The organism is Pseudomonas oryzihabitans (assembly GCF_032027545.1).
GTDB classification, from domain to species: Bacteria; Pseudomonadota; Gammaproteobacteria; order Pseudomonadales; family Pseudomonadaceae; genus Chryseomonas; species Chryseomonas oryzihabitans_F.
In genome coordinates this window covers 237,833-261,889 of sequence record NZ_JAVSJB010000005.1, presented here as the reverse complement: position 1 = coordinate 261,889, position 24,057 = coordinate 237,833, and the positions used below count along the sequence as shown (strand labels likewise).

Annotated in this window: 23 protein-coding genes; 10 read left to right on the top strand and 13 right to left on the bottom strand. The window is 66.2% G+C overall.

All coding sequences use genetic code 11. The features are described from left to right. The first annotated feature begins 51 nt into the window (after positions 1-51). Positions 52-357: a hypothetical protein gene (locus RND78_RS10745; RefSeq protein WP_295461699.1), complete on the top strand. Its 306-nt coding sequence runs from the start codon at positions 52-54 to the stop codon at positions 355-357. Here RND78_RS10745 and RND78_RS10740 read toward each other — a convergent pair. The 4 genes from RND78_RS10740 to RND78_RS10725 form a co-directional block, all read right to left on the bottom strand. Beyond that, the gene (locus RND78_RS10740; protein WP_312728579.1) at positions 341-1,471 is read right to left on the bottom strand and encodes a GGDEF domain-containing protein; all 1,131 of its coding nucleotides are present in this window, start codon (positions 1,469-1,471) and stop codon (positions 341-343) included. The genes RND78_RS10745 and RND78_RS10740 overlap by 17 nt on opposite strands. A 109-nt stretch (positions 1,472-1,580) precedes the next feature. Next, positions 1,581-2,084, bottom strand: a complete 504-nt coding sequence (greB, locus tag RND78_RS10735) for a transcription elongation factor GreB (protein WP_312728577.1) — start codon at positions 2,082-2,084, stop codon at positions 1,581-1,583. Positions 2,085-2,087: 3 nt separating this feature from the next. Then, positions 2,088-4,598 (bottom strand): ABC transporter permease, encoded by a 2,511-nt coding sequence (locus tag RND78_RS10730; protein ID WP_312728575.1) that lies wholly within the window; start codon positions 4,596-4,598, stop codon positions 2,088-2,090. After that, positions 4,595-5,269: an ATP-binding cassette domain-containing protein gene (locus tag RND78_RS10725; protein WP_312728574.1), complete on the bottom strand. Its 675-nt coding sequence runs from the start codon at positions 5,267-5,269 to the stop codon at positions 4,595-4,597. Before RND78_RS10725 ends, RND78_RS10730 begins: the two co-directional genes overlap by 4 nt. A gap of 133 nt (positions 5,270-5,402) precedes the next feature. Between RND78_RS10725 and RND78_RS10720 the strand changes: the two genes are divergently transcribed. From RND78_RS10720 to RND78_RS10710, 3 genes are all read left to right on the top strand, one after another. Beyond that, a complete protein-coding gene (locus tag RND78_RS10720; RefSeq protein WP_312728852.1) occupies positions 5,403-5,972 on the top strand; it encodes an arylesterase in 570 nt (189 codons plus the stop codon). A 99-nt stretch (positions 5,973-6,071) separates the two neighbouring features. Continuing rightward, positions 6,072-6,353 carry a hypothetical protein gene (locus RND78_RS10715; RefSeq protein ID WP_312728571.1) on the top strand — a complete coding sequence of 94 codons (282 nt, stop codon included), beginning with the start codon at positions 6,072-6,074 and terminating at the stop codon, positions 6,351-6,353. Between the two features lie 74 nt (positions 6,354-6,427). Further along, positions 6,428-7,405 (top strand): L,D-transpeptidase family protein, encoded by a 978-nt coding sequence (locus tag RND78_RS10710; protein WP_312728568.1) that lies wholly within the window; start codon positions 6,428-6,430, stop codon positions 7,403-7,405. Between the two features lie 125 nt (positions 7,406-7,530). On the opposite strand, the gene RND78_RS10705 is transcribed toward RND78_RS10710, so the two are convergent. Then, positions 7,531-7,782, bottom strand: coding sequence for an Lpp/OprI family alanine-zipper lipoprotein (locus RND78_RS10705; RefSeq protein WP_007160560.1), 252 nt, complete (start codon positions 7,780-7,782; stop codon positions 7,531-7,533). A 442-nt stretch (positions 7,783-8,224) separates the two neighbouring features. Between RND78_RS10705 and RND78_RS10700 the strand changes: the two genes are divergently transcribed. Next, complete coding sequence (locus tag RND78_RS10700) at positions 8,225-8,506, top strand: GNAT family N-acetyltransferase (protein WP_058790539.1); 282 nt, start codon at positions 8,225-8,227, stop codon at positions 8,504-8,506. 55 nt (positions 8,507-8,561) lie between these two features. Here the strand turns inward: RND78_RS10700 and RND78_RS10695 are convergent, their stop codons facing one another. Beyond that, positions 8,562-9,641, bottom strand: coding sequence for a 3-deoxy-7-phosphoheptulonate synthase (locus tag RND78_RS10695; RefSeq protein WP_059226708.1), 1,080 nt, complete (start codon positions 9,639-9,641; stop codon positions 8,562-8,564). A gap of 166 nt (positions 9,642-9,807) precedes the next feature. On the opposite strand from RND78_RS10695, the gene RND78_RS10690 reads away from it, so the two are divergent. From RND78_RS10690 to cysB, 3 genes are all read left to right on the top strand, one after another. Next, the gene (locus RND78_RS10690; RefSeq protein WP_312728562.1) at positions 9,808-10,134 is read left to right on the top strand and encodes a thioredoxin family protein; all 327 of its coding nucleotides are present in this window, start codon (positions 9,808-9,810) and stop codon (positions 10,132-10,134) included. Positions 10,135-10,301: 167 nt separating this feature from the next. Further along, positions 10,302-10,784 carry a universal stress protein gene (locus RND78_RS10685; RefSeq protein ID WP_312728560.1) on the top strand — a complete coding sequence of 161 codons (483 nt, stop codon included), beginning with the start codon at positions 10,302-10,304 and terminating at the stop codon, positions 10,782-10,784. A gap of 112 nt (positions 10,785-10,896) precedes the next feature. Beyond that, a complete protein-coding gene (gene cysB, locus RND78_RS10680) occupies positions 10,897-11,871 on the top strand; it encodes an HTH-type transcriptional regulator CysB (RefSeq protein ID WP_059226711.1) in 975 nt (324 codons plus the stop codon). Between the two features lie 55 nt (positions 11,872-11,926). On the opposite strand, the gene RND78_RS10675 is transcribed toward cysB, so the two are convergent. Next, positions 11,927-12,862, bottom strand: a complete 936-nt coding sequence (locus RND78_RS10675; RefSeq protein ID WP_312728554.1) for a LysR family transcriptional regulator — start codon at positions 12,860-12,862, stop codon at positions 11,927-11,929. Positions 12,863-12,964: 102 nt separating this feature from the next. Here RND78_RS10675 and araD1 point away from each other — a divergent pair, with 102 nt between their 5' ends. Together araD1 and RND78_RS10665 are read left to right on the top strand one after the other, a co-directional pair. After that, positions 12,965-13,960 (top strand): AraD1 family protein, encoded by a 996-nt coding sequence (gene araD1 / locus RND78_RS10670; protein WP_312728552.1) that lies wholly within the window; start codon positions 12,965-12,967, stop codon positions 13,958-13,960. A 152-nt stretch (positions 13,961-14,112) separates the two neighbouring features. After that, a complete protein-coding gene (locus RND78_RS10665) occupies positions 14,113-15,690 on the top strand; it encodes an aldehyde dehydrogenase (NADP(+)) (RefSeq protein WP_312728550.1) in 1,578 nt (525 codons plus the stop codon). A 550-nt stretch (positions 15,691-16,240) separates the two neighbouring features. Here the strand turns inward: RND78_RS10665 and RND78_RS10660 are convergent. From RND78_RS10660 to RND78_RS10635, 6 genes are all read right to left on the bottom strand, one after another. After that, positions 16,241-17,389, bottom strand: a complete 1,149-nt coding sequence (locus RND78_RS10660) for an aldose epimerase family protein (RefSeq protein WP_312728547.1) — start codon at positions 17,387-17,389, stop codon at positions 16,241-16,243. Between the two features lie 121 nt (positions 17,390-17,510). After that, positions 17,511-19,250, bottom strand: coding sequence for an IlvD/Edd family dehydratase (locus tag RND78_RS10655; protein WP_312728546.1), 1,740 nt, complete (start codon positions 19,248-19,250; stop codon positions 17,511-17,513). A gap of 84 nt (positions 19,251-19,334) precedes the next feature. Further along, positions 19,335-20,303, bottom strand: a complete 969-nt coding sequence (gene araH / locus RND78_RS10650) for an L-arabinose ABC transporter permease AraH (protein WP_312728544.1) — start codon at positions 20,301-20,303, stop codon at positions 19,335-19,337. A gap of 37 nt (positions 20,304-20,340) precedes the next feature. Further along, complete coding sequence (gene araG / locus RND78_RS10645; RefSeq protein WP_312728541.1) at positions 20,341-21,867, bottom strand: L-arabinose ABC transporter ATP-binding protein AraG; 1,527 nt, start codon at positions 21,865-21,867, stop codon at positions 20,341-20,343. 63 nt (positions 21,868-21,930) lie between these two features. Continuing rightward, entirely contained in the window at positions 21,931-22,935 is a 1,005-nt protein-coding gene (locus RND78_RS10640; protein ID WP_312728538.1) for a substrate-binding domain-containing protein, read from the bottom strand. A gap of 219 nt (positions 22,936-23,154) precedes the next feature. Beyond that, positions 23,155-24,024, bottom strand: coding sequence for an SMP-30/gluconolactonase/LRE family protein (locus RND78_RS10635; protein ID WP_312728536.1), 870 nt, complete (start codon positions 24,022-24,024; stop codon positions 23,155-23,157). Positions 24,025-24,057 lie beyond the last annotated feature (33 nt).

The following is a 24,057-nucleotide window of genomic DNA, read 5'->3' as shown; positions in this document are numbered from 1 at the left end:
ACAGGCCTCGTACTACCGCCCAGCTGGATCTACGAGGCGGAATTTCGTCCCATGCTCCCTCTCCCGCTACGCCTTACCCCGCTGACCCAGGGCAAGCTCGCCTGCCATCCCGCCATTCTCCTCGGCGGTCCCGACCAGCCCACGCTGCTGCGCTATCTCGAAGGCTGGCCCAAGCGCTGGCCCCATAGCCGCACCCTGCAGATCCGCTTCGCCGATCAGGCCGAGCAACTGCGTGCCTTCGGCAACGACAGTTTCGACTTCGCCGTGGTGCAGTCGCCCGGCCAGGCCGGTCTCGAACCCCTGGTGCGGGAGCTGACCCGGGTGGCGCGCCAGGGTGTGATCACTCGGCGACGATAACCGTGGGGTGGGCCACCCGGAAGCCGCCCTTGCCAGCCAGTTTGGCGGTGTAGAGCGCCTGATCCGCCCGTGCCAGCAGGCTCGGGCCGTCTTCCAGGGGCTGCTGCAGGGCGATGCCGATGCTCGCGTTCATACCCTGCGCCGACAGGCGTTCGAGGATGCGCTGTGCCAGCTCCCGAGCGCCCTCTTCGGTGGCGTCCTGCATCACCAGCAGGAATTCATCGCCCCCCAGGCGTCCGGCGAAATCGCTTTGCCGCACGCTGCCGGACAACAGGGCGCCGCAGGCTCGCAGGACGCGATCGCCCGCGGCATGGCCCTGTGAGTCGTTCACGCCCTTGAAGCCATCCAGATCGAGATAGAAGACCGCCACGCTAGCGGACCATGAGCGGGGCCGGCGCAGGGCGCCTTCGAGCAGAGCGAGGATGCCGGCGCGGTTGTAGAGCCCGGTCAGGTCATCATGGGTGGCGTGCCAGCGGCTATCGGCCTCGGCGGTCAGCGACCGCAGCAGATTGCGGTTGAGATTGTTCAACAGGATCCAGTTGGCACTCAGGTAAAGCGGCGCCTGCAACAGGAACAACCGCAGCATCGGTTCGGGCTGGAACAGGGTGGCCAGTTTCATCGGCACGTCGGTCAGCAGGATCTGCAGGAAGGCGTAGCGCGGGATACCCTGGTTGCGCATGGTGATGGCGCCATTCATGGCCACCGCCGAGGTACAGCCCAGCACCTGCAGCACCGCATCGCCGCTGAGGATGCAGGCGGCCGTACCCATGCCCAGGGTGGCCGTCCAGAGCAGCCCGAGTATCAAAGATATTTCGCTGAGCAGCGGCGGCGCCAGCCCCCCCATCAGCTGGATGCAATGCACCAGTACCAGGCGCGCGAGCCAGATCAGGGTATCGAGAATCATCCAGCCGATGAACACCGGGGTGGGATTCAGGAAGGCACAGGTCCAACTGATCAGCAGGCTGTTCAGGGCGCCGGCGAAGAGGGCACTGCGTGAAGAGAACGGGCCGCCCAGCAGTTGCCGCAGCAGGTTTTCATCAAGCGGATCCCGATTGGTAACGAGCCAGCGCAAGCGGCGGTTGGTGGGCAAAGCGTAGAGCGTCGGCGCTCTCATGCAGCGAATCCTGCTTGGAGATGGCGGTCCTCCGCCGTTCATGCCGCAAACTTGCCTGATTTATGTGATTTGCATCACGTTTTTCTGACGGAAGTACCTGTCGAGGCGATCAATCATTGAGGTAGTCGATCTCGACGATATACCAGCGCTGCTCGCCGGCCGGCGTCTGCAACCGCACTTCCGCGTCCACTGCCTTGCCTACCAGGGCCCGCGCCAGGGGCGAGTCGATGCTGATGAGGTTCTGCTTGAGGTCCAGTTCGTCCGGGCCGACGATGCGATAGCGCGCCTCGCTGCCCTCGTCGTCCTCCAGGGTGACCCAGGCGCCGAAATAGACCTTGCCCGGATCGGCCGGGCGCTCGCGGATCACCTTGAGATTCTCCAGGCGCTTGCGCAGGAAGCGCACCCGGCTGTCGATCTCGCGCAGCATCTTCTTGCCGTAGATGTACTCGGCGTTTTCCGAACGATCGCCCAGCGCCGCCGCCTCGCTCACCGCCTGGGTGACCTGGGGCCGGCGCACGTTCCAGAGTTCATGGAGCTCGGCGCGCAGCCGCGCCTCGCCAGCGGGGGTGATCAGGGGGGTGCCGGCGGTGCGCGGTGGTCGGTAACGGCTCATGGATCAGCTTTCTCTCAGGATCAGTAACGGACTGGCGGTGATGGCCCGCCGCGTGCCCAGCAGGCCGGCCGTGCCCACCAGCAGGGCGCCCAGCACCGGCAGTAGGAGCAACCAGGGGTGGGGCTGCCAGTCCAGGTCGAAGGCCAGCCGATAGAGCAGGGCGCTGACGATCTCGCAACCGAGCGCGGCGAGCAAGCCGCTGGCGCCGCCGAGCAGGATGAATTCGGTGCGCCGTGCGCGTTGCAGCAGTTCGCGCCGGGCGCCCAGGGCGCGCAGCAGGGCACCCTGGCGGATGCGCTCGTCGAGGGTCGCCTGCAGGCCGGCCAGCAGCACGGCGATGCCGGCTGCGAGCACGAAGAGCAGCACGAACTCCACCGCCACGCTGACCTGGCGCAGGATGCTGCGCAGTTGGTCGAGCAGGGCATCGATGGGCAGCAGGGTCACCGCCGGGAATTGCCGCGCCAGCGCCAACAGCTCGCGATCGTGGCCGGGCGGCAGATAGAAGCTGCCCAGGTAAGTCACCGGCACGCCTTCCAGGGCGCCCGGGGCGAAGATGACGAAGAAGTTGGGTTGGAAGTTGTCCCAGCCGACCTGGCGCAGACTGGTGATCCGCGCCTCAATCTGGCGATCGCCGATGACGAAGCCCAGGGTGTCGCCGAGGCCCACCCCCAGGCTGCGCGCCAGCTCGCTTTCCAGCGAGACACCGGGCAGGTCGCCCGTCGGCATCGCATCCCACCACTGGCCGGCTTCCAGCCGATTGCCGGCCGGCAGCTCGGCCGACCAGGTCAGGTTGAGGTCGCGCCGGGTGGCGCGTCCGCCGCGGGAGTCGTCTTCCAGGCCTTCCTGGGCCGGATGCCCCTTCACGCTGACCAGGCGGCCCTGGACGATGGGGTAGAGCGGGCTGGCATGGGGCGAGAGACCGGCCACTGCCGTGGCGAAGGCCTGGCGTTCGTCCGGTAGCACATTGAGGGCGAAGTGGTTGGGCGCCTCGGCCGGCAGTTGCGCCTGCCATCGCTCCAGCAATTCGCCGCGCAGCAGCACCACCAGACTCATGGCCAGCAGGATCAGGCCGAAGGCCAGGGTCTGGCCTACCGCCGCCAGGGGATGACGGAGCAGCTGGCCCAGGCCCAGGCGCCAGGCCAAAGGCGCCCCCTGCATGACCCGGCGCAGGCTGCGCAGGGCCAGGTAGAGCAGGCTGCCGAACAACAGCCCGGCGATCAGGCCACCGACCAGCAGCGCCAGGGTCAGGCGCAGATCCAGCGACAGGCGCCACATGATCAGCCCGAGGGCGAGCAGGGCGCAGCCATAGACGGCCCAAGTCCGCAGGGGCACCGGTTGCAGATCGCTGCGTAGCACCCGCAAGGGCGGCACCCGGCCCAGGGCGGCCAGCGGTGGCAGGGCGAAGCCGACCAGGGCGACCAGCCCGGTGCCTATGCCGGCCAGTGCCGGGGCGAGCCCGGCCGGTGGCAGTCGCGTCGGCAGCAGGCCATGCAGCAGTTCGAACAGCACCAACTGCGCCAACCAGCCGAACAGCGCGCCGAGCAGACTGGCTACCAGGCCCAGCAGCCCCAGTTGCAGGCCGTAGAGCGTCAACGCATCGCGCCGCGTCAGGCCGAGGCAGCGCAGCAGGGCGCTGGCATCGAAGCGCCGGGTGGCGAAGCGATTGGCCGACAGGGCCACCGCCACGCCGGCCAGCAGCACCGCCACCAGGCTCGCCAGGCCCAGATAGCGTTGGGCGCGCTCCAGGGCGTTGCCCAGCTGCCGATTGCCGTCGCCCGGCCCTTCGAAGCGCTGGTTGGCGGCCAGCTGCGGCGTGAGGGCCTGCCGGTAGGCCGCCAGGGTCGCTGGTTCGCCGCGCCAGAGTTCGCGATAGCGCACCCGGCTGCCAGGCTGGATGACGCCGGTGGCGGCCACGTCGGCGAGATTGATCAGCACCCGTGGCGTCAGGCTGTAGAAGTCGCCGGCGCGATCCGGCTCGTAGGTGAGTACCCGGGTGATGGTCAGGGACTTGCGGCCGATGTCGAGGCGGTCGCCGACCTTGGCGTCCAGCGCCAGCAGCAGTCGGGGTTCCACCCAGGCCTCGCCACTTGCCGGAGCGCCGCCCGGTTGGTCGGGCGCGTCCGGCGCCGCGGCACTGCGCACCTCGCCGCGCAAGGGAAAGTTGGCCTGGACCGCCTTGACGCTGGCCAGCTGCAAGGCTTCGGCACCCGCGGCCATGGTGCTGAAATTGAGCGTCCGGCTGTGCTCCAGGCCCAGGCGCAGGCCGGCGTCCACCTGCTCGGGGCGCGCCGGTTCGCTGCCAAGCAGCACCAGGTCGGCGGCGAGGAATTCGCTGGCGCGATTTTCCATGCCGGCGCCCAGGCGCGCGGTGAAGTAGCCGATGGCGACGCTGGCGGCCACGGCCACCACCAGGGCCAGGCAGAGCAGGCGGATCTCGCCGGCGCGGATCTCGCGCAGGCTCTGCCGCCAGGCCAGCGCGAACAGCCGTGCGAACGGTAGACCGGTCGTCCTCATGCCGCGACCTGCCGGCCGCCTTCCAGGCGCAGTTGGCGGGCGCAACGGGCGGCCAGGCGTTCGTCGTGGGTCACCAGCACCAGGGTGGTGCCGCGCTCGCGGTTGAGCTCGAACAGCAGGTCGCAGATGTGGTTGCCGGTACGGCTGTCCAGATTGCCGGTGGGTTCGTCGGCGAAGAGGATGCTCGGCCGCGGCGCGAAGGCCCGTGCCAGGGCCACCCGCTGCTGCTCGCCCCCGGAGAGCTGGCGCGGATAGTGGCGCAGCCGCTCGCCCAGGCCGACTCTTTCCAGCAGGGCGCGGGCCTCCGCGCGGGCCTCGCGTGCGCCTTCCAGCTCCAGCGGCAACATCACGTTCTCCAGGGCGGTGAGGCTGTCGAGCAATTGGAAGGACTGGAAGACGAAGCCCACTCGCTCCGCGCGTAGCCGGGCGCGGGCGTCTTCGTCGAGAGCGTCCAGGCGCTGTCCGGCAAGATGCACCTCACCCGCGCTGGGCAGATCGAGTCCAGCCAGCAGGCCGAGCAGGGTGGACTTGCCGGAACCCGAACTGCCGACGATGGCCAAACTGTCGCCGGCCCGTACCTCCAGATCCAGCGCCTGGAGGATCGGCAGGGCGCCTTCCGCGCCCGTGACGACCTTGCTAAGGTTTCGCGCCATCAAGATGACTTCGCTCATGAGGTTTCCAATGCCGTATCCGAAAGGCCCGCAAACGGGCGGTTGTGGCGAGTTAGAGTCAAAAAACCGGGCGAAGTCCAGCGCGCCTTTGCGGCAAGGCATTGCCTGGCTGCTGGCGCTGCTCTGCCTGGTCATGATGCCGCTGGCCACGGCGCGCACCCTGCTGGTGGTGGGCGACAGCATCAGCGCTGGCTATGGCCTGGCCGATGGTCAGGGCTGGGTACGGCTGCTGGAGCAGCGCCTGGGAGCGCAGAAAAGTGACTACCAGGTGGTGAATGCCTCCATCAGCGGCGATACCACCGCCGGTGGCCTGGCACGACTGCCGCCACTGCTGGCCGAGCATCGACCGGACGTGGTGGCTATCGAACTGGGTGGCAACGACGGCCTGCGCGGCCAGCCGCTGGCCCAGTTCCAGCGCAACCTCACCGCCCTGGTGCAGCAGGCCAAACAGAGCGGCGCCCGGGTGCTGCTGCTGGGCATGCGCCTGCCACCCAACTACGGGCCGCGCTACACCGATGGCTTCGCCCAGGTCTATGTCGACGTGGCCAAGGCCGAAGGGGTGTCCCTGGTGCCCTTCCTGCTCGACGGGGTAGGGGGCGATCCGGCCTTCATGCAGCCGGACGGCATCCATCCGCGGGCCAATGCCCAGCAGCGCCTGCTGGACAACGCCTGGCCGGAACTGCAGCGCCTGCTGCGCGACTGAACGCCGGACTTTTCCCCGGCGGGCCTTTCCGCTAAGGTTGCGCGCCCCCGCCGGTCCGGCCGATCGACCGCCCGGCGGAACCGCCCCTGGAGTATCCCGATGTCCCGCCTTTCCCGGTCCATGCATGGCTATCAGCTGATCCAGCCCGATGCCCAGCTCGACCTGTTCGCCTGCCGCGAGGGCCGGGTCCATATCGTCGCCCGCCAACTGGAGCTGGGCTCGCCCACCGACCGCACCCTGTGCGGCACCCTGCTGCCGGCGCGGCCCCGTCTGCATCCGCTGGATCGTCGCGCACTCGGCCTCAAGACCCTGTGCCCGGCCTGCGTGGAGCGTTTGCAGGGCGCCAAACGCGGCCTGCCCAATCCGTTACAGGCTTTTTGAGACCCTGCCGGACGCGGATCGGGGCGTGTACAATCCGCGCCTTCACCTCACTGCTCCTTGCAAGGATTCATCCCATGCCCGCGCGCGTTTCGACCCTGGTCGGTTCCCTCTCGCTGTTTGGTCTGTTGAGCGCGGGTACGGCGCAGGCATTGGAATTGCCGCTGCCGCCGCCCGGCGAAGACCTGGTCGGCGAGGTTCAGGTCATCAAGGCCGCCTACGAAGACACCTTCGCCGACCTCGGCCAGAAGTACGACCTGGGCTACAACGAGATGGTCGCCGCCAACCCGGGCGTGGATGCCTGGCTGCCGGGCGCCGGCACCGAGATCGTGCTGCCGACGCGCTTCATCCTGCCGCCGGGGCCGCGTGAAGGCATCGTCATCAACATTGCCGAATACCGGATGTACTACTACCCCAAGGGTGGCCACACGGTGTTCACCTATCCGCTGGGTATCGGCCGTGAAGGCTGGGGCTCGCCGGTCGGGGTCGCCAAGGTGGTGGACAAGATCAAGGACCCGGCCTGGTATCCGCCGGAGTCGATTCGCGCCGAACACGCCGCCGAAGGCGATCCGCTGCCCAAGGTGGTACCGCCCGGTCCGGACAATCCCCTGGGACCCTACAAGATCCGTCTGACCATGCCGGGTTACCTGATCCATGGTTCGGACCGGAAGTTCGGTATCGGTACCCAGACCAGCCACGGCTGCTTCCGCATGTACAACTTCAATGTCACCGAGCTGGTGGGCATGCTGCCGATCGGCACCCCGGTGCGGATCATCGACGAGCCCTACAAGTTCGGCGTGAGCCAGGGCAAGCTCTACCTGGAAGCTCACCAGCCGGTGAACCTCAAGGGCGACCCGACCGAGATCGACCGCCAGGCCGCGGTGGTCAACGCGTTGATCAAGCGTGACGACCTGCTGCAAGCCAACAGCGCGGTGAACTGGAATACCGTGCGTGACGTGGTGCAGGGCCAGGACGGCCTGCCGGTGGAAATCGCCGACCTGCCCGCCGGGGTGGCTCCGGGAACGGTGGCCAAGGCGCCTGCCAAGACCCTGTGATCCAGGCCGGAGGCGCCTAGCGCGGCGCCTTCGAGCAGCCAAACAAAAAGCCCGCCATGAAATGGCGGGCTTTTTGTTTGCTCCGTGAAAGGCGACTGTTGCCACTCGCCTCCCAGCCGGGGCGCTTACTTGCGGCTGGCTTTTTCCAGCATACGCAGGGCGCGCTCGTTGGCTTCGTCAGCGGTCTGCTGAGCTTTCTGAGCGGCGGCCAGGGCCTCGTCAGCGTGACGGTAGGCTTCGTCAGCACGAGCCTGAGCGCGGGCAGCGGCGTCTTCGGTAGCGGTCAGGCGAGCTTCGCTTTCCTTGTTAGCGGTGCTGCAACCAGTGGCCAGAGCAGCGGCCAGAGCCAGGGCGGCGAATTTCAGAGCATTGTTCATCGTAAACCCCTTGAGGTAGACATCCTGTTTTAAGGTCAATTTTCCAAGTGGAAAATTGCGGCTACATACTACTCATTACCGGTCGTAAGTAAACTGAACGAACCCGTTGAAGGAGGAATTTTTGCGGAAATTCTTCTCTCAGGCTCCGCGCGCTCGCCAAGCAGGCTTGCGACCGGTATCAGCCACAGCTTTGAGGGCGGAAAGCCTCGAACGTTTCAAAACGTTAGAGGATGGACGAAAGATGTCAAGCGGGTAGAGGCTACGTCCGGGCGAAGGCGCCTGTTATAGTCGGTTTTTACGGTGCGACAGCTGGTTAGAACCTGTCTCTTCCGTGGGGGTCTGACGCGCTGTGGCTCAGTCCTGCACAGGAAGGGTGCGTTCTCGTCTTCGGGTATCATCGATAACAATGGATAAGGCGGAGCCAAACCGCCAAGGAGTAGTCATGAACGAGTCCCTGCACGTGGAGCACGATGAGGCCAATCATCAATTCCACCTTTCTGTCGACGGCCAGCGCGCCTATCTTGCCTACATGGATCTGGGCAAGCAGACCATGGATTTCTATCGCACCTTCGTCCCCGATGCCCTGCGTGGGCGCGGCCTGGCAGCGCGGCTGACCGAGCACGCGCTGAACTACGCCGAGAGCCGCGGCTACAGCGTCATTCCCTCCTGCTCCTACGTCGAGCACTACCTCGAACGTCGCGGCCAGGTGACGCCGCTGGCCTGAAGTAGAACGCAAAAAAACGCCGGGCTTGGCCCGGCGTTTTCGTCTGTACCGTCGATCAGTCGCGCGCGCGACGCGGCAGCACGTCCTTGAGCTTGCGGTGCATGTCGAGAATGCTCTTCTCGGTCATGGCCCAGTCGATGCAGGCATCGGTCACCGAGACGCCGTACTCCAGCTGCGACAGGTCCGCCGGGATCGGCTGGTTGCCGAAGCCCAGGTGGCTTTCCACCATCAGGCCGACGATGGAGGTGTTGCCCTCGACGATCTGGTTGGCGACGTTGTCCATCACCAGCGGCTGCAGGGCGGCGTCCTTGTTGGAGTTGGCGTGGCTGCAGTCGACCATGATGTTGGGCTTGACCTTGGCCTTCACCAGCGCCTGTTCGCAGAGGGTGACGCTGACCGAGTCGTAGTTCGGCTTGCCGTTGCCACCGCGCAGCACCACATGGCCGTAGGGGTTGCCCTTGGTCATCACCACCGAGACCTGGCCGCGCTGGTCGATGCCGAGGAAACGGTGCGGGCTGGAGACCGACTGCAGGGCGTTGATGGCGACCGTGAGGCTGCCGTCGGTGCCGTTCTTGAAGCCGACCGCGGAGGAGAGGCCCGAGGCCATCTCGCGGTGGGTCTGGGATTCGGTGGTGCGGGCGCCGATGGCCGACCAACTGATCAGGTCCTGCAGGTACTGGGGGGAGATCGGGTCCAGGGCCTCGGTGGCGGTGGGCAGGCCCTTTTCCGCCAGGTCCAGCAGCAGTTGGCGACCGATGTGCAGGCCGTCCTGGATCTTGAAGGAGTCGTCCAGGTAGGGATCGTTGATCAGGCCCTTCCAGCCCACGGTGGTGCGGGGCTTCTCGAAGTAGACGCGCATGACCAGGTAGAGGGTGTCGCTGACCGTGGCCGCCAGGGTCTTGAGCCGCTCGGCGTATTCGTGGGCGGCCTTGATGTCGTGGATCGAGCAGGGGCCGATCACCACGAAGAGGCGATGGTCCTTGCCGTCGAGGATGTCGCGGATGACCTGGCGACCCTGGGCGACGGTGTCGGCGGCGAGATCGCTCAGCGGGATCTCCTGCTTGAGCTGCTCGGGGGTGATCAGCGGCTCGTTGGCTTCGATGTTGAGGTCGTTAAGGCGGGGCTGTGCGGCCATGGTGCTACTCGTCGGTCACGGCGCTGCGACAGGTCGGGGCCCGTGCAGGCAAAATGCAGAAGGAAGGGTGGGGCACCTTAACGCTTGTACCGCCCGCTCACAATGGCTACGACGCGATTGGCAGCGCCAATGGCGTGCTTTGGCGATGATCGCACCGGGGTTGGCGATGGAACTGGATGATGGGACGGCGGATGCCGTGTTGCTGGCGGCGCCGGGGCGCTCCTTGCTGATCTTCACCAGTGTCGGCTGCGCCAGCTGCCGTGTGGCGCGCCAGGTGCTGCCGGCCGCGCGGCTACCGGTGGAGCGACTGTACTGGGTGGATGCCGAACGCAGCGGCGGCCTGGTGCAGCGCTATGGCGTCTTTCACCTGCCAGCGCTGTTCCTGGTGCGCGACGGCGACTTCCTCGGCCCGGTGCAGGCGCCGCTGCGGGAGCCGGCGCTGGTGGCAGCCATCGAGGTGGCTGCAGGCCGCGAGCCGGAGGAACTGCCCTGAGCGGCTGCCTCGGTTCGGGGGTTGGCCGGACCGCGATAGCCCTTGACCGACGAGCGCCCGAGGGCCTCTAGGGCGTGGCTCCCGGCGAAACTGGCAATAGGCTGCTAGGCTGAAAGAGCTATCCCGCGTCGGACCGGTCAGGTTGGGTGACCTTGCCAGGAGGAATCGTGATCCGTTCCCTGCTCTACGCCACGGACCTGGGCCTGTGTTCGTCCTATGTCTTCCAGCACGCGTTGAACCTGGCTCGCATCCACCAGGCGCGGCTGTATGTCGTCCATGTGGTGGAGCCCCTTGGTCTGCTGGCCTCCACCCTGCTGCAACAGCACCTGGACGGGGAATCCCTGGATCGCCTGCGCAATGGCGGCCTGGACCTGGTGCTGGAGACCATCGAGCAGCAGGTCTTCGAATCCCTGCGCCAGGACCTCCTGGAGACCCCGGCGACCCTGGGCCTGGTGCGGGCCGTGCGGGTACTCCAGGGGGATCCGCCGGTGATCATCCTCAAGCAGGCCCAGGACTTCGCCGCCGATCTGCTGGTGATCGGCAGTCGCAGCCAGGGCGACGATCAGGTCGCGCCGCTGGGGCGGACGGCCAGCCGCCTGTTGCAGACGGCCCGTATCCCTATCTACCTGGTGCCGCTGCGTCAGGGCTGATCGGTGGGCGGTCGCTCATGCCTGTATGCGACTTAATTCGATTTCGGTCTAGAAAAAGCTGAAGGGCTGCATTACTGTTATATGCTTGCGCACGGGTTAGCGAGGAGCCGGCATGAAGCTGCAACAGTTGCGATACATCTGGGAAGTCGCCCACCACGATCTGAATGTTTCCGCCACCGCCCAGAGTCTCTATACCTCGCAGCCCGGCATCAGCAAGCAGATCCGCCTGCTCGAGGACGAACTGGGCGTCGAGGTGTTCGCCCGCAGCGGCAAGCACCTGACGCGGGTGACGCCCGCGGGCGAGCGGATCATCCAGACCGCCGGTGAGATCCTGCGCAAGTGCGAGAGCATCAAGCAGATCGCCCAGGAATTCTCCAACGAGCGCAAGGGCACCCTGTCCATCGCCACTACCCACACCCAGGCGCGTTACGCCCTGCCGGACGTGATCAGCGAATTCATCAAGCAGTACCCGGACGTGGCCCTGCACATGCACCAGGGTTCGCCAACCCAGATCGCCGAGATGGCCGCCGATGGTACCGTGGACTTCGCCATCGCCACCGAAGGCCTGGAGCGCTTCAACGACCTGGTGATGATGCCCTGCTATCGCTGGAACCGTTGCGTGATCGTGCCGCAGGGCCATCCGCTGGCGAAGGTGGAGAACCTGACCCTGGAGCAGCTTGCCGAGCAGCCACTGGTGACCTATGTCTTCGGCTTCACCGGTCGTTCCAAGCTCGACGAGGCCTTCGCCCGCCACGGCCTGGAGCCCAACGTGGTGCTGACCGCCGCGGATGCCGACGTCATCAAGACCTACGTACGCCTGGGCCTGGGCGTGGGGATCGTCGCCGACATGGCGGTGGATCTCAAGGCCGATGCCGACCTGGTCTGCCTGGATGCCAGCCATCTCTTCGAAGCCAGCGTGACCAAGATCGGCCTGCGCCGCGGCACCTTCCTGCGCGGTTTCATGTGCGACTTCATCGGCCGCTTCGCGCCGCACCTGACCCGTGACGTCCTCACCGAGGCCATGCAGACACCGTCGCGGCAGGAGCTGGAGACCCTGTTCCATGGGGTGACGTTGCCGACGTATTGAGTTTTTCCCTCGCTGGTATCGCGGCCATGGGCCGCTCCTACAGGGCCTGATGCTTTTACCTAACCACCTCACCTTCCATCCGCCATTGCTGCAGCAGCAACTGCGCCGCCGCCGACAGTCCCGCGCCCTGGCGCACCAGGATCGAATAGGGTTCGTTGCGGGTGCGTTGCACCACTGGCAGGCGCTTGAGCAGGCCGTGTCTTTCGCCGAACTGGGCGATGTCGCTGGGCAGCATGGCCACCTGATTGGCGTCTTCCTGCAGCAGGCCAAGCAGGGTGAAGGTGGAGGAGGTCTCTACCGGATAGCGCGGGAACTCCAGTTCCGCCGCGCGAAATTCCCGTTCCAGGGTCAGGCGCATGGGCAGGTTGGCCGGATAGACGATCCAGCGACTGTCGACCAGCTCGGCCAGCCCCAGCGTCTCCGACTCCGCCAGCGGATGACGGGGATGGCAGACGATCTCCAGCCGCTCTTCGCGCACCTCCAGGCAGTCATAGGCATCCGGCCGGCGGCTGACGCTGCTGCGGCAGATGGCCACCTCGATGCGGCCGGCGTCGAGCAGGTCGAGCAGCCGCACACTGGTGTCCTCGATGATCTCGATCCCCAGCTGGGGTTGCGCCGCACCCAGGCGCGACACCGCGGCGATCAGGCGGGGCACGGCGCCCATGATCACCCCTACCGCCAGCCGGCCCCCTTCGCCCTGGAGAATGCCGAGCATCTCTTCGCGCAGATGGGCCAGGTCGCTCTCGATCAGCCGCGCATAGCGGATCACGCAGCGGCCCAGGTCATTGGGCTGCAGGCCCTGATGGGTGCGCAGGAAGAGGGTGGCGCCCAGGGTACTCTCGATTTCGTGCAGGGCCTTGGTGGCGCCGGGCTGGGAAATGGCGATGCGCTCGGCGGCCTTGTGCAGCGAGCCTTCCTCGTCGAGGGCGATCAGCAGGCGCAGTTGCCGCAGGCGCAGACGGGAGGCGATGGAGCCCAGGGATGGCAGCATGGGAATAACCGTTGGTTATCGCGGGATAGGGAGCTCTCATTAGGCAGGCCCTATAGCGCCGAGTAAAGTCTCCTTCAGGCGATAACCAACAAGGAGAATGCCATGCACCTGATTCAGTTCGAAGACCAACAGGGCCAGCGCTGCGTCGGCGTGGTCGAGCGCGGCGAGGTCCAGCAGGTCCGCGGTGCCACCAGCACCCGGACCCTGGCGCTGCAGGCCATCCGTGCCGGCGTTTCGCTGGAGTCTCAGGTGCAGACCCTGGGCCTGGAGCCCGGCCCGGCCTACGCCGAGCTGGTCGATGGCGGTCGGCTGTTGCCGCCGCTGGACCACGAGGATCCGGCGCACTGCCTGGTCACCGGGACCGGTCTGACCCACCTGGGTAGCGCCGCTACCCGTGACAAGATGCACCAGCAGAACAGCCAGGAGGAGGCCAAGCTGACCGACTCCATGCGCATGTTCAAATGGGGCGTGGAGGGCGGTCGGCCCGCGACCGGCACGGCCGGTGCCCAGCCGGAATGGTTCTACAAGGGCGACGGCGGCATCCTGGTGCGTCCCGGTGCCGACATCCCGCTGCCGGAATTCGCCGAAGACGCCGGCGAAGAGCCCGAGCTGACCGGTCTCTATGTGATCGGCGACGACGGCAAGCCCTATCGGCTGGGTTATGCGGTGGGCAATGAATTCTCCGACCACGTGATGGAACGCAAGAACTATCTCTACCTGGCCCATTCCAAACTACGCTACTGCAGCTTCGGTCCGGCGCTGCGCACCGGTGAGCTGCCGCGTCATCTGGCAGGCACCAGCCGTATCCGTCGCGGCGAACAGGTGCTCTGGGAAAAGGAATTCCTCTCCGGCGAGGACAACATGTGCCACAGCCTGGAGAACCTTGAGTATCACCACTTCAAGTACGCCCAGTTCCTGCGGCCGGGTGATGTCCATGTGCATTTCTTCGGCACGGCGACGCTGTCCTTCGCCGACGGTGTGCGCGTCGAGCCGGGCGACAGATTCGAGATCGCGGTGCCGGAATTCGGCGAGCCGCTGAGCAATGGCGTCAAGGCCGGCACGGCAGCCTTTCAGCCCGGGCAGGTCCGGCAACTCTGATAGTTGTATGATGACTGCTGACTATGCGAATGCTAGAGTGGGTATCGCACAGGCTGGCCCGGCTGCTCGGACACTGAGCGTGCCACCCTTTCGAAGACCTCCCCTTGGCGGGTGGTCTTCCCTGAACCCCTAGGTATAAGGAGTCGAGAACAATGCAGATCCAAGGCAAGAACTACATCGGTGGCGCTCGCAGCGGCGAGGGCGAGGTGCGGGTCTACAGCATCGACGCCACGACCGGCGAGAAACTGCCCTACGAATTCTTCCAGGCGTCCGCGGCCGAGGTCGATGCCGCCGCCCGCGCCGCCGAGCAGGCCGCGCCCCTGTACCGCAAGCTGAGCGCCGAAAAGCGCGCGGCCTTCCTCGATGCCATCGCCGACGAACTGGATGGCCTGGGCGAGGACTTCGTCCAGCTGGTCTGCCAGGAAACCGCGCTGCCGGCTGGTCGCATCCAGGGTGAGCGCGGCCGTACCAGCGGCCAGATGCGCCTGTTCGCCAAGGTGCTGCGCCGCGGTGACTTCCACGGTGCACGCATCGACACCGCGCTGCCCGAGCGCAAGCCGCTGCCGCGTCCTGACCTGCGTCAGTACCGCATCGGTCTGGGTCCGGTGGCCGTGTTCGGCGCCAGCAACTTCCCGCTGGCCTTCTCCACTGCCGGTGGCGACACCGCCGCGGCCCTGGCCGCCGGTTGCCCGGTGGTGTTCAAGGCCCACAGCGGCCACATGGTCACCGCCGAATACGTGGCCGACGCGGTGATCCGCGCCGCGGAGAAGACCGGCATGCCCAAGGGCGTGTTCAACATGATCTATGGCGGTGGCGTGGGTGAGCAGCTGGTCAAGCACCCGGCCATCCAGGCAGTGGGCTTCACCGGCTCGCTGCGCGGCGGTCGTGCCCTGTGCGACATGGCCGCGGCTCGTCCGCAGCCGATCCCGGTGTTCGCCGAGATGTCCAGCATCAACCCGGTGGTGATCCTGCCCGAGGCGCTCAAGGCCCGTGGCGAGGCCATCACCGGCGAACTCGCGGCGTCCGTGGTCCTGGGCTGCGGCCAGTTCTGTACCAATCCGGGCCTGGTCATCGGCGTGCGTTCGCCCGAGTTCAGCAGCTTCCTCGAGCGCCTGGCCGGTGCCATGAACGAGCAGGCGCCCCAGACCATGCTCAATCCGGGCACCCTGAAGAGCTACGAGAAGGGCGTCGCGGCGCTGCTGGCCCATTCCGGTGTGCAGCACCTGGCCGGTGCCAACCAGGAAGGCAACCAGGCGCGTCCGCAGCTGTTCAAGGCTGATGTGAGCCTGCTGCTGGAAAACGACGAGCTGCTGCAGGAAGAAGTTTTCGGTCCTACCACCGTAGTGGTCGAGGTGGCTGACGAAGCTCAGCTGCAGCAGGCGCTGCAAGGCCTGCACGGCCAGCTGACCGCCACCCTGCTGGCCGAGCCGGCCGATCTGCAGCGCTTCGAGGCCATCATTGGCCTGCTGGAGCAGAAAGCCGGTCGCCTGTTGCTCAACGGCTATCCCACCGGCGTGGAAGTCTGCGATGCCATGGTCCATGGCGGTCCCTATCCGGCAACCTCCGATGCCCGCGGCACCTCGGTCGGTACCCTGGCCATCGACCGCTTCCTGCGTCCGGTGTGCTACCAGAACTACCCGGACGCCTTCCTCCCGGAAGCCCTGCAGAACGCCAATCCGCTGGGCATCCAGCGTCTGGTGAACGGCGAGAACACCAAGGCGGCGATCTGATCGCGGGGTCTTGAGCTGTGGGAAGACCCGGCGTCGCGAGACGCCGGGTTTTTTATTGGGTGGTGGAAAGGGCCAATGGCAGGACAGTGGAAAAGGCTGCGCCGTTTTCCACGCTACGGGCTGTTCGAAGACCCGGCGTCGTGAGGTGCCGGTTTTTTATTGGGCGGTGGAAAGGGGCAGGTGGCAGGACAGTGGAAAAGGCTGCGCCGTTTTCCACGCTACGGACTGTTCGAAGACCCGGCGTCGTAACGTGCCGGGTTTTTTATCGGGTGGTGGAAGGCGCGGTGCAGGACAGTGGAAAAGGCTGCGCCGTTTTCCACGCTACGGGCTGTTCGAAGACCCGGCGTCGTGAGGTGCCGGTTTTTTATTGGGCGTTGGAAAGGGGCAGGTGGCAGAACAGTGGAAAAGGCTGCGCCGTTTTCCACGCTACGGGGCTCAAGCACGCTCCGAATCGCCTCCCTCTGGGAGAGGGTTGGGGTGAGGGAAACGGGGCGACCAAAATCCAAAGGCCGCTCCTGAGGGCGGCCTTCTTCACAAGAGCCAGGCAGCCCTATTTGGCAGAGAACTTGAAGATCGTTGTCTGGGTGTAGGTCTGGCCAGGGTCCAGGCGGGTGGTGGGGAAGTTCGGCTGGTTGGGCGCATCCGGGTAGTGCTGGGTTTCCAGGGTGAAGGCACCCCAGTGGCCGTAGGTCTTGCCGGCCTTGCCCTTGATGTTCCCTTCCAGGAAGTTGCCGGTATAGAACTGCACGCCCGGTTCGGTGGTGTAGAGGGTCAGGGTGCGACCGGAGCCCGGGTCGGTCACCACGGCGGCGGCTTTCTCGAGATCGCCAGCGGTGTTGAGCACCCAGTTGAAGTCATAGCCACCCTGCTTGGGTTCGGCGTACTTCAGTTGCTGGTTGTCGTCGGCGATGTGCTTGCCGATGGCGGTGGGCTTGCGGAAGTCCATCGGCGTGCCGGCCACGGGCGGCAACTCGCCGGTGGGGATCAGCTTGGCGGTCACTGGCGTGTATTTGTCGGCATTGAGCATCGCCACCTGCTTGAGCACGGTGCCGCTGCCGGCGCCCGCTAGGTTGAAGTAGCTGTGGTTGGTCAGGTTGAGCACCGTCGGCTTGTCGGTGGTGGCGCGGTACTTGAGGGTCAGCTGGTTGTGTTCGTCCAGCTGGTAGGTCACCTGGGTGGTGAGGGTACCGGGAAAGCCCATCTCGCCATCCGGGGAGACATAGCTCAGGGTTACCCCAACCCAACCGTCGCCCTTGGCTGGCTCGGCCTTCCACACCTTGGTGTTGAAGCCCTGGGGCCCGCCGTGCAGGGCGTTGGTCTTGTCGTTCTGCGGAATCTGGTAGCTCTTGCCGTCGAGGCTGAAGCGGCCCTCGGCGATGCGGTTGCCGAAGCGGCCGATGGTGGCGCCAAAGAACACGGTGGGGTTGTCGAGATAGCCCTGGACGTCATCGAAGCCCAGGACCACGTCTTCGCTGTGGCCCTTGCGGTCGGGTACCTTGAGCGCTTGCAGCACGCCACCGTAGGTGATGACGGTGGCCTGCATGCCGTGGCTGTTGGTCAGGACGAACTTCTCGATGGGGGTGCCATCGGGCAGCTTGCCGAAGCTCGACTGCTGGCTGCTGAGGCCTGCCGCCTGGGCGGTAAGGGTGCTGATCATGAGTGACAGTCCAAGTCCGGTGAGGGCTAACGTGCGTTTCATCTCGACCACCTTTTCGGTTTGTTGTTGTGCAAGAGTGGGTCAGGCGACCCGGGAGCCGGAGGAGGGGCGGTAAAGACCCCTCACCCCAACCCTCTCCCGGAGGAGAGGGGGTGGAAGCCGATCAGTGGGAGTGCCGCGGTACCTCGGCGCCGCGGCAGCCGACCAGGAAGTCGAAGTCGCAGCCTTCGTCGGCCTGCAGCACGTGGTTGACGTAGAGGCGGCGATACCCGCCGGCCAGCAGTTGGTCGGCCGGCGGTTGCCAGTCGGCCAGGCGCGCCGCCAGTTCTTCGTCGGGGATGTCCAGGTGCAGGCGGCCGGAGGCGCAGTCCAGTTCGATCATGTCGCCTTCGCGGACCACCGCCAGCGGGCCACCGGCCGAGGCCTCGGGTGCCACGTGCAGCACCACGGTGCCGTAGGCGGTGCCGCTCATGCGGGCGTCGGAGATGCGCACCATGTCGGTGATGCCCTTGGCCAGCAGCTTGGCCGGCAGGCCCATGTTGCCGACCTCGGCCATGCCCGGATACCCCTTGGGTCCGCAGTTCTTCAGCACCATCACGCAGGTCTCGTCGATGTCCAGGTCCGGATCGACGATGCGTGCCTTGTAGTCTTCCAGGTTCTCGAACACCACGGCGCGACCGCGGTGCTGCATGAGCGCCGGGGTGGCGGCCGAGGGCTTGAGCACCGCGCCCTTGGGCGCCAGGTTGCCGCGCAGCACGCAGATGCCGCCGTCGGCGCGCAGCGGGTTGTCCAGGGCGCGGATGACCTCGTCGTCGCCGTAGATGGGCGCCTCGACGCAGTTGGCCCAGAGGCTCTTGCCGTTGGCGGTCAGGGCCTCGGGGTGAGGCAGCAGCTTGGCTTCGCCCAGGCGGCGGATCACCGCCGGCAGGCCGCCGGCATAGTAGAACTCTTCCATCAGGAAGCGGCCGGAGGGCTGCAGATCGACGATCGTGGGGGTGCCGCGGCCGACCCGGGTCCAGTCATCCAGCTCCAGGTCCACGCCGATGCGGCCGGCGATGGCCTTGAGATGGATCACCGCGTTGGTGGAGCCGCCGATGGCGGCGTTGACGCGAATGGCGTTCTCGAAGGCTTCCTTGGTGAGGATCTTCGACAGTCGCAGATCTTCTTCCACCATCTCGACGATGCGCATGCCGGACAGGTGCGCCAGCACGTAGCGCCGCGAATCCACCGCCGGAATGGCCGCGTTGTGCGGCAGCGAGGTGCCTAGGGCCTCGGCCATGCAGGCCATGGTCGAGGCGGTGCCCATTGTGTTGCAGGTACCGGCCGAGCGCGACATCCCGGCTTCGGCGGAGAGGAATTCGTTGAGGTCGATGGCGCCTGCCTTGTAGGCCTCGTGCATCTGCCAGACGATGGTGCCGGCGCCGATGTCGCGGCCATGGTGCTTGCCGTTGAGCATGGGGCCGCCGGTGACGACGATGGCCGGCACGTCGCAGCTGGCGGCGCCCATCAGCAGCGCCGGCGTGGTCTTGTCGCAGCCGGTGAGCAGCACCACGGCGTCCACCGGGTTGCCGCGGATGGCTTCTTCCACGTCCATGCTGGCCAGGTTGCGGGTCAGCATGGCGGTGGGCCTGAGGTTGGATTCGCCGTTGGAGAATACCGGGAATTCCACCGGGAAGCCGCCGGCTTCGTAGATGCCGCGCTTGACGTGTTCGGCGATCTTGCGGAAGTGGGCGTTGCAGGGGGTCAGCTCGGACCAGGTGTTGCAGATGCCGATGACGGGCTTGCCCTGGAATTCGTGGTCCGGGATGCCCTGATTCTTCATCCAGCTGCGGTACATGAAGCCGTTCTTGTCGTTGCTGCCAAACCACTGGGCGGAGCGGAGCGGGCGTTTGGGTGTGGTCATTGTCTTGTCCTCGGGCATTTCACGGGCAAAGCGGTCCCCGGCACGGCGCGCCTGGCGCCGTGGGGGCTGTCTCGGTTGCTGGAATTAGCGCTGCTTGAAGCGGTCGATGACCACCGCCAGCAGCAGGATGGTTCCGCGGATGACGTACTGGTAGAAGGTGTCGATGTTCTTCAGGTTCATGGCGTTCTCGATGATCGCCAGGATCAGCACGCCGGCGATCACGTGGCGGATCATGCCGATGCCGCCGGCCAGGGAAACCCCGCCCAGCACGCAGGCGGAGATCACCGTGAGTTCGAAGCCCTGGCCGATCATCGGCTGGCCGGAGGTCATGCGCGAGGCCAGCACCACGCCGGCCAGGGCGCCGATCACCCCGTGCATGGCGAAGATGATGATCTTGGTACGATCGACGTGGACGCCGGCCAGCAGCGCGGCTTCCTCGTTGCCACCGATGGCCATGGTGTTGCGGCCGAAGGTGGTGTAGTTGAGCAGCCAGCCGAAGAACAGGATGCACAGCAGGGTGATGACGATGGGCACCGGCAGGCCGAACAGCTGGCCATTGCCGAACACGAAGAACTGCTCCTGGGAGACGCCCACTGCCTTGCCGTCGGAGAAGATGTAGCCCAGGCCGCGCACGATCTGCATCGTCGCCAGGGTGGTGATCAGGGCATTGATTTTCAGCTTGGCGATCACCAGGCCGTTGATCAGGCCTACCACCAGGCCCATGGCCAGGGCGGCCATGACGCCGAGGAAGACGCTGTCGAAGTCCCGCATCACCACCGCCGCGACCACGCCGGCGCAGGCGATGACCGACCCTACCGAGAGGTCGAAGTGCCCGGACGCCAGACAGAACAGCATGGTGCAGGCGGCGATGCCGACGGTGGAGATCGCCAGCCCCAGCCCGCGCATGTTCAGCGGCGAGAGGAAGTTCTGCACGAACAGCGCGCAGAGGGTGAAGATGACGACGGCGGCCAGCATCATGGCCCAGTCGTCGAGGAAGCGACGCATGTCGAAGCCGCGGCGCGGCGGGGTCAGGCTGTGGGGTTGGGCGGACATGGGCTGGACCTCTGTTCTTGTCTTGTTGTCAGGCCGTTCAGGCACGGGTACGGGGCAGGGCGAGCTGCAGCAGGCGCTCGTCGTTGAACTCGGCGCGGGCCACCTCGCCGGTGATGGCGCCTTCGCTCATCACCAGGATGCGATCGGCCACGCCCATGACTTCCATCAGGTCGCTGGACACCACCACCACGGCGATGCCGCGGGCGGCGAGGTCATGGATGATGGCGTAGATCTCCGACTTGGCGCCCACGTCGATGCCGCGGGTGGGTTCGTCAAGCAGGAGCACCTGCATGGGCATCGACAGCCAGCGACCGAGGATGGCCTTCTGCTGGTTGCCGCCGGAAAGATTCTTGATCTTCTGCCCGGCGTGGGGCGTCTTCACGTTCAGTGCGCGAATCTGCTTTTCAGCGTTGGCCTTTTCCCAGCGACCCTGGATCAGGCAGCCGAGGCTGGCGTGATGGGCGCGAGCGCTGATGTTGATGTTCTCGGCCACGCTGGCCAGGGGCACGATGCCTTCCTTCTTGCGATCTTCCGGGCAGAGCAGGATGCCGGCGGCGATGGCGTCACGCGGCGACCTGAGGCTGACCGGGGCGCCCTTGAGGCTGAGGTTGCCGGCCTTGTGCTTTTCCAGGCCGGCCAGCAGGCGCAAGAGTTCGGTGCGACCGGCGCCGACCAGGCCGAACAGGCCGAGGATCTCGCCCTGGCAGACCTCGAAGCTCACCGGTTGGTGCAGGCCCTGGCCGAGCAGGCCTTCGACCTTGAGGCAGCCACCACCGACCGCGCGCGGGCGGTAGTCGTAGATGTCGGCGAGATCGCGGCCGACCATCAGGGTGATCAGCTGGTCGGGGGTGATGTCGGCCAGGCGCTCGATGGTGCGCACGTGGCGGCCATCCTTGAACACCGTCACCGCGTCGCAGATGCGGAAGACCTCTTCCATGCGGTGGGAGACATAGAGCACCACCCGGCCTTCGTCGCGCAGCCGGGCGATGATGGTCATCAGCCGGTCCGTCTCGCGGGCGGACAGCGAGCTGGTGGGCTCGTCGAAGGCGATGACGCGGGCGCCGCGGGAGAGCGCCTTGGCGATCTCGACCAGCTGGCGCTGACCGAGCGACAGGCGCCCGACCTTGGTGTTGGGGTCGATCTCTTCGGCCAGGCCCTTGAGCAGCTCCAGGGCCTGGCGGCGCAGGTGGCCGCGATTGACGATGCCGTAGCGCGCCGGCAGGTGCCCGAGAAAGAGGTTTTCGGCGACGGTCATCTCCGGCACCAGCTGCAGTTCCTGTTGGATCACGGCGACGCCGGCACGGATGGCTTCGGCGGTGCTCTTGAACACCAGTTCCTGGCCGTCGATGTTGAGGTGGCCGGTGGTGGGGGCGTGGTAGCCGCTGAGGATCTTCAACAGGGTCGACTTGCCGGCGCCGTTCTCGCCCATGAGGGCGTGCACCGAGCCGGGACGAACCTTGAAGGAGATGTCGGCGAGCGCCTTGACGCCGGGAAAGGTCTTGCCGATGCCGACGAAACCGAGGCTGTCGGCGCTCTGGGCGGTGGTTTGTTCCAGGGCTGCCATGAGGAGGCCACTCCTGTCAGAAAGAAGAGGGTGGCGGCGCCAGCACGGGCGCCGCCGGGGTCATCACTTCCAGAGGCCGATCTTTTCCAGCTCTTGCTGGAAATTGGCGCGGGTGATGAGGGTGACCTTGTTCATCGCGGTGTACTTGGGCGGTTCCTTACCGGTAGTCACCCACTCGTACATCATGCTGGCGGTCTGGTAGCCCTCTTCGTGGGGGCTGGGCAGCATGGAGCCGAAGAAGCCACTGTTGGGTTTCTTCAGTTCGCCGATGGCATCGGTGCCGTTGATGCCGATGCCGATCACCTGCTCGGCCTTGAAGCCGGCGCTTTCGGTGGCGCGGACGCCGCCCAGCACGGTGTTGTCGTTCATGCCGCCGATGATCAGGTGCTTGGCGCCCGACGGCAGCTTGACCAGGGCGGAGGTAGTGGAGTCCATGCTGCCGGGCACGTCCAGGGTCTTCTGCGGCGCGAAGATGATGTGGTCGGCGGGTAGGCCGGCCTTCTTCAGGGCTTCCACCGAACCGTCGGTGCGCATCTTGCCGGTATCCAGCTCGTTGTAGGTGTTGATCACCGCGTAGGTGTCATCCCACTTCCAGCCACGCTTCTCGGCTTCGGCGGCCATGGCGGCGCCCTGCTGCTGGCCGACCTCGAAGGCGGCCATGCCCAGGTAGGGCACGTCTTCCATGAACTTGCCCTTGGCGTCGACGAAGCGGTCGTCCACGGCCATGACCTTGAGGTCGTTGAGCTTGGCCTTGGCCACGATGGCCGGGCCGAGGGAGACGTCGGGCGGGCAGATCACGAAGCCCTTGGCGCCGTTGGCGGCCAGGCTGTCGATGGCGGCGAGGGTCTTCTCGCCATCCGGCACGGCGATCTTGAGCAGCGTGAAGCCCTTGTCCTTGGCGGCTTTCTCGGCGAAGGCCCACTCGGTCTGGAACCAGGGCTCCTCGGGTTGCTTGACCAGGAAACCGATCTTGACCGGATCGGCGGCGAAGGCGGAAAGAGACAGGCTGACGGCACCGGCGGCGAGGGCGGCACGCAGCAGGGAACGAACTCCCGGGACGCGGAACATAGCTGGAACTCCTTGTTTTTATTGGTGTGGCCAGGCAATGCGAGGCGGCGGGCCGTCGTGGTGGAGGTCAGACGACGCCGCTGTTCATTGATATTATGATTGGATGGGGGCGGACGCAAGGAAAAGGTGACTAAGTTTTTCGTCACCTCTGTCACCGCTTGGTTACAATGGATCGGAGCCAGGAGCGGCGCTTGGCCGCGCCTGGCTCGGTACGATGAATCAGCCGGCGAAGCGGTGGCAGGGCATGCCGGAAACCGGCGCGGTGGCCATTAGCACGGCGCCGTCGAGGGCGCCATCGGCGGCGGCACTTGTGACGAACAGGGTGCGCAGGTCCGGTCCACCGAAGACGCAACTGGTGGGACGCTGCACCGGCAGTTCGATGATCTCCAGCAGGTCGCCGTCCGGCGAGAAGCGCAGCAGGCAGTTGCCGTCCCAGCGCGCGTTCCACACACAGCCTTCGCTGTCGATGGCCGAGCCGTCCGGCGAGCCGCGTTCGTGGGGGCCGGCCCAGACGCTGGGTTCACCGAGGTTGCCGGCGGTATCCAGTGGGTAGCGGTAGAGGGTGTCCTTCAGGGTGTCGGCGCTGATGACATGGTTTTCCGCTGCGCTCCACACCAGGGTATTGGCAATCCCCAGGCCACTCGCGTGACGGGTGACGCTGCCATCGGGATCGATGCGAAACAGACCACCCGAGTGCCGGTCGATGGCCACGTCGCCGCCCTGGGCATCGAGGTTGTTCTGCATGGTGCCCAGCCACAGACGCCCCTGGGCGTCACAGCGGGCCTCGTTGCCGCGATTGCCCGGATCGGGATCGGCGACGCAGAAGAGTTCCAGGGCGGGACGCTCTGGCGGGGAATCGAGATCCAGGCGAAAGACGCCGTCCGGTAAGGTCACCAGGGCATCGCCGCGTACCGTCGGCACGAAGGCCGAGCAGGGGCGATCCAGTTGCCATTCCTGATAACGCTCGCCGTGCAGACGGCAGGCCTTGAAGCGGGCGATGTCCACCCAATAGAGCGCCTTGCTCTGCTGATCCCAAAAGGGACCCTCGGCCAATTTGTAGCGTTGGGGAAGCAGCGGCTGCCAGTCCATCGTTCACCTCTCTTGTTGTGGCAGGGCGGGAAA